This is a genomic window from Bacillus sp. 005/A4HT-01/001, assembly GCF_004634445.1.
GTDB classification, from domain to species: domain Bacteria; phylum Bacillota; class Bacilli; order Bacillales; family Bacillaceae; genus Bacillus; species Bacillus altitudinis.
Genome location: NZ_SEIZ01000002.1, coordinates 543199 through 556486 on the forward strand (window position 1 = coordinate 543199; position 13288 = coordinate 556486).

Annotated in this window: 18 protein-coding genes, 1 tRNA gene and 2 riboswitches; of the genes, 13 read left to right on the forward strand and 6 right to left on the reverse strand. The window is 39.9% G+C overall.

The annotated features are described in order from the left end of the window. Positions 1–28: 28 nt before the first annotated feature. Positions 29–99, reverse strand: a tRNA-Gln gene (locus tag ES896_RS08420). A gap of 99 nt (positions 100–198) precedes the next feature. Between ES896_RS08420 and ES896_RS08425 the strand changes: the two genes are divergently transcribed. The 9 genes from ES896_RS08425 to ES896_RS08465 all read left to right on the forward strand — a co-directional run bounded on the left by ES896_RS08425 (position 199) and on the right by ES896_RS08465 (position 5733). Continuing rightward, a complete protein-coding gene (locus ES896_RS08425) occupies positions 199–1068 on the forward strand; it encodes an STAS domain-containing protein (RefSeq protein WP_135226703.1) in 870 nt (289 codons plus the stop codon). A gap of 457 nt (positions 1069–1525) precedes the next feature. Next, positions 1526–2596, forward strand: coding sequence for a competence type IV pilus ATPase ComGA (comGA, locus tag ES896_RS08430; protein ID WP_135226704.1), 1071 nt, complete (start codon positions 1526–1528; stop codon positions 2594–2596). Continuing rightward, complete coding sequence (gene comGB / locus ES896_RS08435) at positions 2577–3617, forward strand: competence type IV pilus assembly protein ComGB (protein ID WP_135226705.1); 1041 nt, start codon at positions 2577–2579, stop codon at positions 3615–3617. Before comGA ends, comGB begins: the two co-directional genes overlap by 20 nt. A gap of 17 nt (positions 3618–3634) precedes the next feature. Continuing rightward, positions 3635–3928 carry a competence type IV pilus major pilin ComGC gene (gene comGC / locus ES896_RS08440; protein ID WP_008342186.1) on the forward strand — a complete coding sequence of 98 codons (294 nt, stop codon included), beginning with the start codon at positions 3635–3637 and terminating at the stop codon, positions 3926–3928. Continuing rightward, a complete protein-coding gene (gene comGD, locus ES896_RS08445) occupies positions 3921–4367 on the forward strand; it encodes a competence type IV pilus minor pilin ComGD (RefSeq protein WP_035702770.1) in 447 nt (148 codons plus the stop codon). Before comGC ends, comGD begins: the two co-directional genes overlap by 8 nt. Positions 4368–4386: 19 nt before the next feature. Next, positions 4387–4665 carry a competence type IV pilus minor pilin ComGE gene (gene comGE / locus ES896_RS20395; protein WP_268438649.1) on the forward strand — a complete coding sequence of 93 codons (279 nt, stop codon included), beginning with the start codon at positions 4387–4389 and terminating at the stop codon, positions 4663–4665. After that, on the forward strand, positions 4607–5104 hold the full coding sequence (gene comGF, locus ES896_RS08455) for a competence type IV pilus minor pilin ComGF (protein ID WP_019743636.1): 498 nt from the start codon (positions 4607–4609) through the stop codon (positions 5102–5104). The genes comGE and comGF overlap by 59 nt, the downstream gene beginning before the upstream one ends. After that, entirely contained in the window at positions 5101–5484 is a 384-nt protein-coding gene (locus ES896_RS08460) for a competence type IV pilus minor pilin ComGG (protein ID WP_008342190.1), read from the forward strand. The genes comGF and ES896_RS08460 overlap by 4 nt, the downstream gene beginning before the upstream one ends. A 60-nt stretch (positions 5485–5544) precedes the next feature. Beyond that, the gene (locus tag ES896_RS08465; protein WP_008360237.1) at positions 5545–5733 is read left to right on the forward strand and encodes a YqzE family protein; all 189 of its coding nucleotides are present in this window, start codon (positions 5545–5547) and stop codon (positions 5731–5733) included. 34 nt (positions 5734–5767) lie between these two features. Here ES896_RS08465 and ES896_RS08470 read toward each other — a convergent pair whose 3' ends face one another. Further along, positions 5768–6094 carry a DUF3889 domain-containing protein gene (locus ES896_RS08470; protein ID WP_019743005.1) on the reverse strand — a complete coding sequence of 109 codons (327 nt, stop codon included), beginning with the start codon at positions 6092–6094 and terminating at the stop codon, positions 5768–5770. A 252-nt stretch (positions 6095–6346) separates the two neighbouring features. Between ES896_RS08470 and tapA the strand changes: the two genes are divergently transcribed. Genes tapA through tasA form a run of 3 tightly spaced genes read left to right on the forward strand, consistent with a single transcriptional unit; the run spans position 6347 to position 8355 of the window. Further along, on the forward strand, positions 6347–6874 hold the full coding sequence (tapA, locus tag ES896_RS08475) for an amyloid fiber anchoring/assembly protein TapA (RefSeq protein WP_135226706.1): 528 nt from the start codon (positions 6347–6349) through the stop codon (positions 6872–6874). 49 nt (positions 6875–6923) lie between these two features. Further along, a complete protein-coding gene (gene sipW / locus ES896_RS08480; protein ID WP_008342194.1) occupies positions 6924–7496 on the forward strand; it encodes a signal peptidase I SipW in 573 nt (190 codons plus the stop codon). Between the two features lie 58 nt (positions 7497–7554). After that, positions 7555–8355, forward strand: a complete 801-nt coding sequence (tasA, locus tag ES896_RS08485) for a biofilm matrix protein TasA (protein WP_008342195.1) — start codon at positions 7555–7557, stop codon at positions 8353–8355. Between the two features lie 67 nt (positions 8356–8422). On the opposite strand, the gene sinR is transcribed toward tasA, so the two are convergent. The 4 genes from sinR to ES896_RS08505 all read right to left on the reverse strand — a co-directional run bounded on the left by sinR (position 8423) and on the right by ES896_RS08505 (position 11623). Further along, positions 8423–8758, reverse strand: a complete 336-nt coding sequence (gene sinR, locus ES896_RS08490; protein ID WP_017357978.1) for a transcriptional regulator SinR — start codon at positions 8756–8758, stop codon at positions 8423–8425. A 33-nt stretch (positions 8759–8791) separates the two neighbouring features. Next, complete coding sequence (locus ES896_RS08495) at positions 8792–8956, reverse strand: anti-repressor SinI family protein (RefSeq protein WP_008342197.1); 165 nt, start codon at positions 8954–8956, stop codon at positions 8792–8794. Positions 8957–9140: 184 nt separating this feature from the next. Continuing rightward, positions 9141–9938, reverse strand: a complete 798-nt coding sequence (locus ES896_RS08500) for a YqhG family protein (protein ID WP_019743007.1) — start codon at positions 9936–9938, stop codon at positions 9141–9143. Between the two features lie 14 nt (positions 9939–9952). Further along, complete coding sequence (locus tag ES896_RS08505) at positions 9953–11623, reverse strand: DEAD/DEAH box helicase (protein WP_135226707.1); 1671 nt, start codon at positions 11621–11623, stop codon at positions 9953–9955. Positions 11624–11873: 250 nt separating this feature from the next. Further along, a riboswitch (glycine riboswitch) is annotated at positions 11874–11981 on the forward strand. Between the two features lie 3 nt (positions 11982–11984). Continuing rightward, a riboswitch (glycine riboswitch) is annotated at positions 11985–12080 on the forward strand. Positions 12081–12184: 104 nt separating this feature from the next. Here ES896_RS08505 and gcvT point away from each other — a divergent pair. Then, positions 12185–13282, forward strand: coding sequence for a glycine cleavage system aminomethyltransferase GcvT (gcvT, locus tag ES896_RS08510; protein ID WP_017357975.1), 1098 nt, complete (start codon positions 12185–12187; stop codon positions 13280–13282). Positions 13283–13288 lie beyond the last annotated feature (6 nt).

Sequence of the window (13288 nt, forward strand, 5' to 3'; positions counted from 1 at the left end):
TTTCAGCCGTCTTCGTTTTTGTGCTGAACTGGGCTAGCTGGGTTCGAACCAACGATCACGGAGTCAAAGTCCATTGCCTTACCACTTGGCTATAGCCCATTATGAAACGTGTAATGCTATTGTTCACCATCTGCGGTCATTTATACATAAAAAGTTGGTTGTCACTAGTTGTAAGTGAAAAAGGAGCGAACGACAGAAATGAAAAATGAAAAATCTGAGCATTTATATGAATTTATTCTTAAAGAAGCCCCTGTCATGACCGAAGAATGGCTGAAAACAAGAACAGAAGAAGGCTCATTATATTCCAAACATGCTTCAGAGGAGACAGAAAAGAAGCTGAAAGAACAAAACACAGCATTTATCCAAACGATTGCAGCAACGTTAGTCACGCTATCAGATAAAGTAGAAGATCATCTAAAAAAGTGGTCAGTTGATATTGCCCGCGATCGAGCTGTTCATGAAGTACCTTTATATGAAATCATCGGACAATTTAAGGTGTTCCGCCACATTTTTTGTTCCAGAATTGAGACCTTTACACAACAAACAGAGCTTGAAGTGACGCTCAAAGATGTGTGCGATTGGAATCAGCATTTTCACGCCACATTTGATGACATGATTGCGCGTTTATCAGAAGAGTATGACCGCGTGACAATCAATCAGCTTAATGCACAAAGAGAAATGATTCAAGAGCTTAGTGCGCCTGTTATTCCAGTTTCAAAAGAGATCGGTATTTTACCGCTGATTGGTGAAATTGATACGTACCGGGCGAAAATCATTTTGGAATCAGTACTAGAACAGGCATCTAGACTGCGTCTAACCCATTTATTTATTGATATATCTGGCGTTCCTGTTGTTGATACGATGGTTGCTTATCAGCTGTTTAAAGTGGTTGATAGTGCGAAGTTGCTAGGAATTGAGACGATTATATCAGGCATTCGCCCAGAAATCGCTCAAACTGTAGTGAAACTCGGCATTGATTTCTCAAAAGTAAATACTGAACACAGCCTTGCAAAAGCTTTAGAAAAAAGAGGATTTCGCATCTTTGAAGAGCAGCAAGAAGCAACGTGAACCAAAAAATGTTACTAGTAAAAGTAACGGGTCCGTTGAAAAGGATAAACAATATAATGAGCATATGAATGAGATGACCAATTCGCATACAGATTTGGTCTCTTTTTTTACCCATAAATCAGACACGAAAGGATATTCTTTATCTTCAAATCAGTAATCTATTAAGGAGGATTAAATTTGGAGACACCTCCTTGTAACAGATCATCCATAATGAAAGAACCAAATGAAATAATCATCAAAAAGAGGTGCCAATAGCACTTCTTTTTTATTTTCTCCTCTGAACGGAATCAGTTGTTGTAAAAGTCAAATTTTTTGATATGTCCTTCTGTTATTTATAGATGAAATACACCTCAAATTGAACATTTTCACACCTTTTTAGTCATGAAAATCATGAAATACACTTTTGTCAGGCATGTTTCTCCATCATACAATAGGTTCACTGAAAGGAGTGAATCACTTGTATGGTATTGAATATTTGGGGCAAGAGCTGTTAGAAGAGGCGTGCCGAATGAGAGCATCTGATGTGCATATTGTTCCGAGAGAAAAGGAAGCTTCAGTCTCTTTTCGTGTAGACGCTGACCTCATTCAGCAGCGAATCATTGACAAAAAGAGTGGAGAGCGGCTCATTGCTCATTTCAAATTTTTATCTTCTATGGATATTGGTGAAAGAAGGAGACCACAAAATGGGTCATTGGCTGTGATGCTAAGACACGGTCAAGTGTTTGTTCGGCTTTCTACATTACCGACTGTAAATGATGAAAGTTTAGTGATTCGGATTTTACCGCAGGATCATGTGCCGAAAACAAAGTATTTGTCACTGTTCCCGAAGGCTTCAGCGAGATTATTATCGTTTCTGAATCATTCGCATGGGCTCATTTTATTTACTGGACCAACAAATTCAGGGAAAACGACAACACTTTATTCATTGATCCAGTTTGCCAAAAAACATTTTAATCGAAATATTATTACCCTTGAAGATCCTGTGGAAACAAGAAATGAAGAAGTGCTGCAGGTTCAAGTAAATGAAAAAGCTGGTATCACGTATGCGGCAGGTTTACGCGCTATTTTAAGACATGATCCAGATATGATTGTGCTTGGAGAAATCAGAGATACGGAAACAGCCCGAACAGCTATTAGAGCAGCTTTGACAGGTCATTTAGTCATGAGCACACTGCACGCAAAGAATGCAAAAGGAGCTCTTTATCGAATGCTCGAATTTGGTGTGACGATGAATGAACTCGAACAAACAATGGTTGCCATTGCTGCTCAGCGGTTAATCGAACTCGCATGTCCATTTTGCGGCGAAACGTGTGAGCTTTATTGCAAACTAAATCGGCCAGTCAGACGAACAAATGTATTTGAATTGCTTTACGGAAAGGAGCTTGGTGAGTGTATCAAAGAGGCAAAAGGTGAATACGCTCATTCGTCATACGAAACACTGCAAAGATTAATTCGGAAAGGAGTGGCACTCGGCTATTTATCAAAAAGCACATATCATCGCTGGGTTTATGAAGAAGCGAACCTCTAAAGCCTGGTCTAAAAAAGAACAAGCTGAATTCTTATCGAAACTGGCTCAGTTGATTCAAGCTGGATATACATTGGTTGATGCACTAACGATGATGAATATTCAGTTATCAAAAAAACAGCAGCAGAGATTAACGTCAGGCATTCAGTGGCTGCTTGAAGGGGAGCCTTTTTATGTTGTACTTGAGCGACTTCATTTTCAGCGGGAAGCCGTCGCTATTCTTTGTTTTTCAGAGAAACATGGCAGCCTAGCGCGAGCTCTTGAACAAAGCGCCCGTTTTCTAGAGAAAAAAATCATGCAGGTAGAGACATTCAAACGTATGTTACGATATCCAATTTTTCTTATGTTTACGGTTTTTGTTGTGCTCATCATTGTTCAGCAAATGATCGTTCCTCAATTTTCTTTATTATATTCATCTATGAATACAAGCATGTCATGGCTCATTCAAGGAATGTTTGGCCTCTTCCAATTCCTACACGCTTTGCTGCTCATGATCGGTTGTATATGTATCTGTCTTTTTGGATATTATGAGCTCTTTTTTAAGAAAAAATCGACCCTTGAGAAACTGAAAGTCATCAGCAGGCTGCCGGTGGTATTTAAAGGGGTGCAGCTGATGCATACGTATCTTTTTTCCCTTCAGCTAAGCGGACTTCTTCAAGCTGGGTTATCGATTTACGAAAGTTTGCAAGCTTTTAAACAGCAGACCTATTTACCCTTCCTTCAAGAAATGTCTGAACAAATGATAGGAGAGTTAAGAAAAGGTGAGAGTATGGAACATCAAATAAGCCGGTCTCCTTTTTTCGAAAGGCATTTTGCGGCTGTCATTAAGCATGGGGAAGCAAGTGGGATGCTAGCAAGAGAAATGTACACATATAGTCAATTTCTTTTAGAGAATGCAGAATTGAAAATTGAAAAATGGGTTTCATGGCTGCAGCCTGTCATCTATGGCTTAACAGCATTTCTTATACTCATTGTGTATTTATCTATTCTTTTACCAATGTATCAACTAATGGAACAAGTGTGAAAAGGGAGGACAAAGGCATGAATGATAAAGGATTTACACTGTTAGAAATGTTAATTGTCATGCTTGTGATCTCCATTCTTTTATTGATCACCATTCCAAATATCACTCGGCATCATCAAAGCATTCAAGCAAAGGGCTGTGAAGGGCTGAAATCAATGGTGAGTACACAGGTAATGGCATATGAATTAGAGCATGATGGCAAGACGCCATCTTTAGCTGAATTAGAAAAAGAAGGCTATGTCAAAAAGGGATTAACTTGTCCGAATGGAAAGGCAATTTTCATTCAAAATGGGGATGTGAAAAATGAATAAATCGCTTTTCCAGGAGAAAGGATTTACACTCATTGAGCAGCTCTTGATCGTCATGATTTTCTCTATCTTATTATCGATAATAGGTGGAAAAGTTCCCAAAATATTAGAAAGTGCTGAAGCAAAAAAGCAAGTGAACTTGCTAAAACAAGATCTTCAATTGGCATCTTATACTGCATTTATTAAAAAAACACGAGTAACTGTTGAGTTTCACCCGACCAATGTATCTTATCAAGTCATCGAGCAGAATAGTGAGCAGATCATTGCTTCTAATCCACATAAAAAAGGCACCATCAAGCAATCCACATTTCAAAAAGGCCTTCACTTTAATAAAAACGGACATCCAAATAGCGGCGGTTCTCTCATTGTTCAATTTGGCAGTCAAATATATAAACTCACGATTTACTTAGGGAGCGGGCGGATTCATGTTCAGCAACAATAAAGGATTTAGTACGTTTGAGATGCTCTTTTCTTGCCACCTCTTTCTATTTGCTGCTCTTGTGCTCGTGCCATCCTTTGAAAAACTGACAATAGGGAAAGAAGAATTAAGAGCCAAACTGGAAGCTTATCAAATTTTACATGAGTATATGAATAAAGCTTTTATAGAAGGTCAAAAGAAAACAAGTACAAAGAAACGAGGCCAGATCACATATGAATTCATTTGGGGTCAGGAGAAGGGATGTGTTTCATACAAAGTACAAAAAAAGAAGACGATTTGCTTTCGACATTTGGAGCGATGAACAAGGCTTTACACTCGCTCAAGCAATATGGCAATTGCAGCTATTTTTGCTGCTTTCTTTTGGCTGCATGCTGCTTTTATCAATTGTTGAAAAAGCTCATCCGTTTGCAGAAATCAACAAATTTTCGCAAATGGAGTGGAAACAAACGGTCCTGCAATTAGAGGAGGATCTAAATTGTGCTGTCGCTGTAAGAGCGGTGAAAAATGGAACAGCACTGGAGTATATTTCTAATCAAGGGCGAGTGGTGACGATTGAGCCGTATCAAGAGATGCTTCGTAAACGAACGGATCAGGCAGGCCATCTCCCTTTATTACAAAAGGTGAAACAATTCCATGTAAGAACAAAAGAGCAAACCACCACTCTCCAAGTCACAGATGTATTTGGTCAAGTACATGAAGCTGTTTTTTTCACTTACAAAGGAGTGATTCCTAAAACGTGAAAAGAGAAGACGGGTTTATTTATCCTCACGTACTTGCTGTCATTCTTTTATTTTTATTGATTCTAGGCTCAATGACCATTGGGTTTCAAAAAGAGTTGAAAAGTGCAGAGCTCACGATTTCTTTTTATCAAAAACAGCAGTTATTTCGTTTAGGTCTAAGTGAAGCTGCAAACAAATTAAATCGTATTTGTGATCAGCCATTGAGCCCAATTTTCACAGAAGAAGGTCGAGTGACGTTGAAGCGAATTGGGTGTGATGACAGAAAAAAGCTAGTCCGCCTCTTGGTTAACATCGAGACAAAGGGTGGTGTAACTGACGAGCGGGAACTAGAGATGAATAAGGAGACAGGAGAAATCAATCAATGGATCAGCACTTATTAGCGAGTGTATAAAACGATACTATTCTTGGTAACACTTTAAGGAAGAAGAGGTGAGTGTTCGATGAAGACAAATGATTATGTAAAATATATGACGCAGGAAATTATTAAATATATGAATACACCACGTGACGAGCGGAAAGAACATAAACAGGAAAAAATGGAGACGAAACCACCATTTTCTCAGCGTTTATTCGGTGTTCTGCCTTTTGGCTTTTCAATGATGCTAAAAAAACGTCATCGACAAAAGTAAAAAGCCGCCAGCAGGCGGTTTTTTTAATGCCATTTTAGCTGTATTCTTCCACAACAATGACTTTATTGACCTTGTTCGAGTAAGGGTTATAGGAAATGGTGACATATACCCCAAATTCTTTGGCCTGATCTTTCAACGTAATATGATATTGCTTCACGGATTCTTTCTCCCGGTGCCGATCCCACACTTTTTGTTTGAATAAAACATGTGCTAACGGATACCGTTTTTTTGCTTCTTTGACTGCCCTTGTTTCCCATTGATCTGCGGCAACAGTGATTCCTTTTGCCTCCGCTAGATGGGCGCTTTGGATCAAAGGGCTTAACAGTAAACTGAGCATGATCATGATTCTTCTATAATTCAACTAACATCACCTCACCAATTATTATCCTGACCAAATCCTGCACTTTTATGTAAATTTTTAAGAAGTACAAATGTCACAGAAAAAAATATTGAATATGGCGAAAGAATGAGAAAATGGAAGAATTTTCTCGGTAATGTTCTTGTTTAAGAACAAAATGGACTAATTTGACGTTTTGGATTTTATAGGTAATTCCTTATACTGAGTGTAATCGTTCTTTTTAAAGAACAATTGTTCAAGGAGTTGAAAGATTCAATGAAACAGCCGCTCTTTGTACTATTTTGTGCTATTTGTTTGATTTTCACTTCTTTTTTTATTACGTCTACTAATGCTTCTTTTAACGATGTTGAGCATTCGAATTTTGTCATGAAAACATGTGAAAATTTCGAAGAGACAGATCAGCATTGCCAGCCGAAGAAATGGGATAGAAGCCATTTGAAACTGATCGATCAAACGATCATTGAGGGGACAGTCTGTGCGCCTCAAAAGCTGAGCATGTCACTAAAAAATATTGGACAACCCATCGCGCACTCTGAATGGAAGTGGGAACTACATAAAGTAGAGAGTGTTCAGATGCCATTACAAGATGGCCATGTTATTGAAAAAGGTGCTATACAGTCCCTCTCATCAGAAGAAACGACGACTGTCACGTCAGTTAAAGCAAAAACAAATGGAATCTATGTGTTTAAAATCTATTATCCTAAAGGGTTTGGTGGTTCTGAAAAGCCATTCTTTACGTCTCGACATATGCAGCTTTCGAATTGTCAAGAAAAGGTGTCCTAAAGGGGACTAGTCTTTTGAATGAAACATGATATGTAAAGGGGAGAAAGGTATGAAAAAGTGGATGAAAATGTCTGGGAGTATTCTTTACGCGCTGGTCTTCACGATGATGATTGTGTGTATTATTGTCGTGTTGTCATCAAGAACAACAGGAGGAGATCCTCAGATTTTTGGTTATGAGTTCAAGCAAGTATTATCTGGATCAATGGAACCTGAATTTTCGACTGGTTCATTGATTGTCGTGAAACATGTCACCTCACCTGAAACACTCAAAAAAGGGGATATTATTACGTTTCAAACGAAGCAAGACCAATCCTTTGTGACTCACCGCATTGTTGGGGTGAAAGGAAAAGGAGTAAATACAGCCTTTGAGACAAAAGGAGACCACAATATGTATCAAGACGGCACGCTCGTCAAAGCGAATCAAGTGACTGCGCAGTATACGGGAGTGAACATTCCTTATGCAGGAAAGCTTCTTTCGTATGCAGGAACTTCTGCTGGGACCGCTCTTTTGCTCATTATTCCAGGGGTGATGCTGCTTGTTTATTCAACCATTCATTTTGTTGGTGCTGCCAAACATAGAAGACATACGGCTGAGTTACATATGTCAGAGGAACAAGCATAAATTTTCGTTTGTAACCTAAATCAGGTTTCAATAAAACAATTTATTAGGGGGTTCAATCATGGCAATGAAAAAATCAATTCGTTTAGGTGTTTTATCAGGAGCATTAGGTCTTGCTTTAATTGGAGGGGGAACATGGGCTGCATTTAATGATGTTGAGACGGCAAACGCGGTCTACTCTACAGGAGAGCTGAATCTATCTGCAAAAGAGAATTCCGGCGCCATCAACCTTGCGAACATAAAACCCGGTGACCGTATAAAGAAGGAATTTAATTTTGAAAATAAAGGGTCTCTTGCAATTAATCAAGTGCTGATGAGTCTTGATTATAGCCAGTTTCAAGATGGAACATCAGCGAAAAATGGCGGGAAGAATACAGCTGAAGAATTCCTCAGCCAATTTCAGGTGAGTGTTCTAACGGTTGGAGCCGAAGGTGGGAATGGATACCCGAAAAATATTATTTTAGACCATGCAAACCTGCTTGACCTGCATCTATTAACGTCAAAGCAGGATCAGACCGCATTTGAAAAGCTTCGTCATGCCGTCGATGAGAAGTTTTTACATGAAAGTGGTAAAATTAATGTTGCCACCGTTGATGGATCAACAGCTCCAGAGTATGACGGCATTCCAAAGAATCCGTTTGATTACGATAAAATGGAAATGATCATTGAATTTGTCAATGACCAGACGAAGGATAAAGCGGGTAACTATATCCAAAATAAATACCAAGGCGATGCGATTCAAGTTGATCTTTCCTTCGAAGCGACTCAGTGGAATGGTTTAACGATCAATCCAAAAAAGCATACGGATGAAAAAGGCTACGTGAAAGAAAACGAAAAAGCACACAGCGAAGATAAAAAATAAAGTCAGTCTTTAGACTGATAACAAGATCTGCATAGCAATTGGAGGAGTATGCGCTAAAATATGCGCATTACTCCTCTTCTTGCTTTTTTTTCCAGATTTGATAATCTAAAAATTCACGAAATTGCTTTTTCGAAACCCCTGATGTCATTGCATCTCGAACTAGTTTTTCCCATTCACTATCTAATTGACCATCGTATTCGGTTTCATCATTTTCGTTTAACAGTGTATGAACCGAGACGTCCAGAACAGCGGAGACTTTTTCAAGAAATTGAATGGAGGGGTTTGTTTGCAAGTTTCTTTCTATTGAACTTAAATAAGACTTCGCTACCCCAGCCTTTTCGGCCAGTTCTGATAGTGAGTAGCCTTTTTCATTGCGGTATTGTTTAATACGCTGGCCAATCAATGTCATCACCTTCCTTTCGATATTATAGCACATTCAGAAAGGTTTGATAGAATGACTTCTTGCCATAGGGGGAGACTCAGAGGACTTTTCGCGTGATTTGAGAAAATGACGGACTTCTTCTACTGTTAGTCCTGCTTTGCGCGCTTCGCGTAATAATTGAACCCATTCACTGTCTAATAACTTCGTTTTCTTTTCCATACAAATACCCTCCTAAAATACTGAATCGTGTATTTCAGGCACTTAACGCATGAAATGGAAAAACACAGGTGATAAGACCTCATAGATTGCTTGCGTCATGTTTCCGCCCAATACAAACAGACAAACGTTGCTTTTGATTGATCGAAAATTTGATATCACATGAAAGGGAGGGAGACTCGCTAAGTCAGCCTCCTCTTTTTTGCTGTAAGTAAAAAAGTCCGCCATTTTCAATCGTAAGACTGATTTTTGGTTCGTATAAAGTTTTAAGTGCTTGTCTTTCTATTTCATATTCTACAGATGTGTCTGAAGTCCCTTCATAAAATTGGTTTAAAAGTTCCGAGTCTTCTTTCCACTTTTGAACAGCTCTTACCGCCCAATCATCCGGCTCTTCATTGGCATAACGTTCCATCAGGCTGTAAAGCCGTTTGACGCCGCTCTCTGGCTTAATCATCGTACTCATTGTGAAGCAATAATCAGGAATTTGAGACGATAGCTCACGCGCTTCCAGCTTCTCTTGAAATTGTTCGATGACTTCTCCGCGTATTAGATGAAGTCCAAGAGACAGCAGTTTATCTTTTTTACGGTCTGCCTGATAGGATATTTTGACATTGAGACCAAGCCACGGCTCCAGTGCGATCTGGCTGTTTGTGAGCGGTCTGACTTTTTCGTACAGCCGAATAAAACGGCCTTGCTGTTTCACAGCCTCGAATATTTGGAATAAACGAGGGGAGCCGAAGTGGACAAATTCTCCTTCGACCGAGTCATCAGCTTTTTTTTGATCGGTGATCAAAGTCAATTGCCGCGGCTCAGGTACGCCTCCCGTTTTTTCGAGCCAATGCCAATAAAAAGGGCGGTTCATGATCAATTTATCCATTTCGATTGTCAGTTGTACGGTCAGGTGCCCTGCACTTTCTTCAAGTATGTCGCATTGATTTGCCTGAAAGAAACGGAGAAGAAATGTGTGAATCTCGCGCTGCTCCATTGGTCAACTCTCCTTTATGAACCTTGCTGTCTTTCTTCTAAAAGCGGTGTTTGTGCTTCAGTTAAATAGGAAGCAAATTGGGTTAATTTCTTTTTCATGTCTACGTCAGACTCGTGCTGGAAGAGAATCTGATGCAATTCTGTTTCAGCATCTTGGATATCAATTCGGGTTAAAATATCATCTAGATCGCCAATGACGTTTTCAAACAGCTGAATTTTTTCATATAAAAGTTTTAAAATATGTTCTTCGACTGTCCCGCTGGTTGCTATATTGTAAATGTGAACATCCCGCTCCTGACCGAGCCGGTGAATACGTCCAATTCTTTGTTCCAAGCGCATTGGGTTCCACGGAAGGTCGTAGTTGATGATTTGGTTGCAAAACTGAAGGTTGATCCCCTCGCCGCCTGCTTCTGTCGCGATGAGCACTTGCGCCCGCTCTCTAAATAAATCTTTCATCCAGTCTTTTTTACTCCGTTTAAACCCGCCTCGAAAAGGGACCGAACTGATGCCGTTTTGCTGGAGAAACCATTGTAAATAAATTTGTGTCGCACGGTATTCAGTGAATATAATGACTTTTTCGTTTAATTGCTGAATGAGTTTAACGACTTCAAGTGCTTTAGAATTTTGTTCTACCTGGTTGATTTTCTCCATGATGTGCATCATAGCAGAAGCGCCTAGAATGTGTTTTTCCTCTTCTTGCATTTTTTTGATGGTCATATAGACGGCCTCACGGCTCGAACAGCATTCTCGTTCTAAGGTCATAATTGAAAACATGTGCTTCGTATAGGAAGGGTTTTCTTTTAACTTACAAATTTCATCATATAATGCTTGTTCTGTTGGGGAGAAATCAATAGAAATTGTCTTCACATGACGCTTTGACCACTCGATGCCAGTGTCTTGTCTCCGGTTCCGAATCATGACTTTATTGACTAACTGTTTTAGCCGGTCATGGTCTTCAAGTTGAAGGTCTTTTTTGGCAAAGAGGTCTTTAAATTGTGTTTCATTACCTAAATGGCCTGGCTTCAACAGAGAGACGAGATTAAAAATTTCTCCTATCCGATTTTGGATAGGTGTGGCTGTGAGCAGTAGGCAGAACTTTTTATTCAAATTTCTCACAAACTCATAGTTTTTCGTTTTATTGTTTTTCAGTTTGTGTGCTTCATCAATAATGACCATATCGTAGGAGATGGATAAGATCGTGTCTCGATGCGGCTGTCTTTTGGCTGTATCAATTGAGGAAACCACAACATCGCACTGCTCCCACACATAGCTCTTCTTTTGCTCGACAGCATCTATGTAAAATTTTGTCCGCAGTTCTTGTACCCATTGGGACACAAGGGAGGCGGGTACGAGAATGAGAATCTTTTTGGCAAGTCCGCGAATCATGTATTCTTTGATAATCAGTCCTGCTTCAACGGTTTTTCCAAGACCCACTTCATCTGCTAAAATGGCTTTCCCATTCATCTCTTCTACGACTCTTCTAGCGACTTCGAGCTGGTGTTTTAAAGGAGTAAATGCAGGCAGGTGCGCAGGTGCTTGCAGTCCTTCAAATGAATCAATGGCTGTCACTTTTTGTACCTGTGCTGCTAAACGGTACATATCCCAATTCGCCCAGGGACCGTCTGCTGTAAGCCGCTTTTGAAATTCACTTGCCCATTTTTGATCAAATATCGTTTGAATATTCAATGTGACCGCCTGCCTTTCTGGTAGAGTGATGATAAAATCGTTCTGTTTTTAAACGCTTCATTTTTTGATAGCGATTTAAAAGATGTTATATATCAATAAAAGCGAACGATAATGAATGATTATTTTAAAAATGTTAATGATTTTTCTGTTGCTCTTCATCCATTTCTAATGGTAGGATGTTGGTAAGTGATCTAGAGAATAAGTCACCCATTTTGATAGTATGTCCAATAAAGGTGAAGAATATGAGCGGATGATGGTATGGGGAGAGACCTAGCGGTTATTTTGCACTGACAGGCGCCGAAGGAGCAAGCTGAATTGGTTCAGTGAATCTCTCAGGCAAAAGTACTCTTACCGGACGCAACTCTGGAGAGTGTTTGCGCAGCGATTTTTAGCAAACCACCAAAGGGGAAAACGCACAATGATGTTGTGCTGTAAACTTTCAGGTGCAAGGACAGAGACTTCTTTTTGATAAAAGGGAGCGCTCTGTCCTTTTTTGCTGTGATTTTTTTCTGAAAATTCAGCTTGTAATGTGCACTGTAAGAAAAAAGGGGGAAACGATTGATGTTGAAACGAACACCGCTTTTTCATGCGTATGAAACGTTTGGCGCAAAAACCATTGACTTCGGGGGCTGGGAATTACCTGTCCAATTTTCTTCCATTAAAGAAGAACATGAAGCTGTTCGAACAAAAGCAGGGCTGTTTGACGTGTCTCACATGGGTGAGGTGGAAGTCACAGGTCAGGGAGCCCTTCCTTTTTTACAAAGGTTATTAACCAATGATCTGTCAAAGCTGACAGACGGTAAGGCACTATATACAGCCATGTGTTATGAAGATGGCGGAACGGTGGATGATCTGCTCGTCTACCAAAAAGAAAAGAACAACTATTTACTTGTGATCAATGCTTCAAATATTGAAAAAGATGTGGATTGGCTGCTGAAACATCAAGGTGAGGAAGACGTTTCGATTAAAAATGTCTCTGATCAAACCGCCTTGTTAGCCCTTCAAGGACCTCTTGCTGCTGACATCATCAAAGGTGTTGCGGATGAAGAGGTAACGTCATTGAAGCCATTTACGTTTTTATCAAAAGCAATCATTGCGCAAAAAGAGGTGCTTGTATCAAGAACCGGCTACACAGGAGAAGATGGCTTTGAAATCTACTGCCAGTCAGAAGATGCTGTTCACCTTTGGACCGCTTTATTAGAAGCCGGACAGCCGAAAGGACTGATCCCATGTGGACTCGGTGCACGTGACACCTTAAGATTTGAAGCAAGACTCCCGCTTTATGGTCAAGAGCTCACGAAGGATATTTCTCCTTTAGAAGGCGGCATTGGTTTTGCTGTTAAAACGGATAAAGAAGCAGATTTTATCGGAAAAGATGCACTTAAAAAACAAAAAGAAGAAGGACCGAAGCGAAAGCTTGTCGGGATTGAAATGATAGATAAGGGGATTCCGCGGACAGACTATCCGGTCTTCTCAGGAGATAAGCAGATTGGTGTAGTCACAACCGGTACACAATCTCCAACATTAAAGAAAAATATTGGGCTTGCCTTGATTGAAACATCAGAGGCGCAGCTTGGGACAGAAGTGGAAGTGCAAGTTCGTAAAAAACGTCTAAAAGCCAAAATCGTCGCCACACCATTTTATAAAAGAGCCAAATAACGAGGA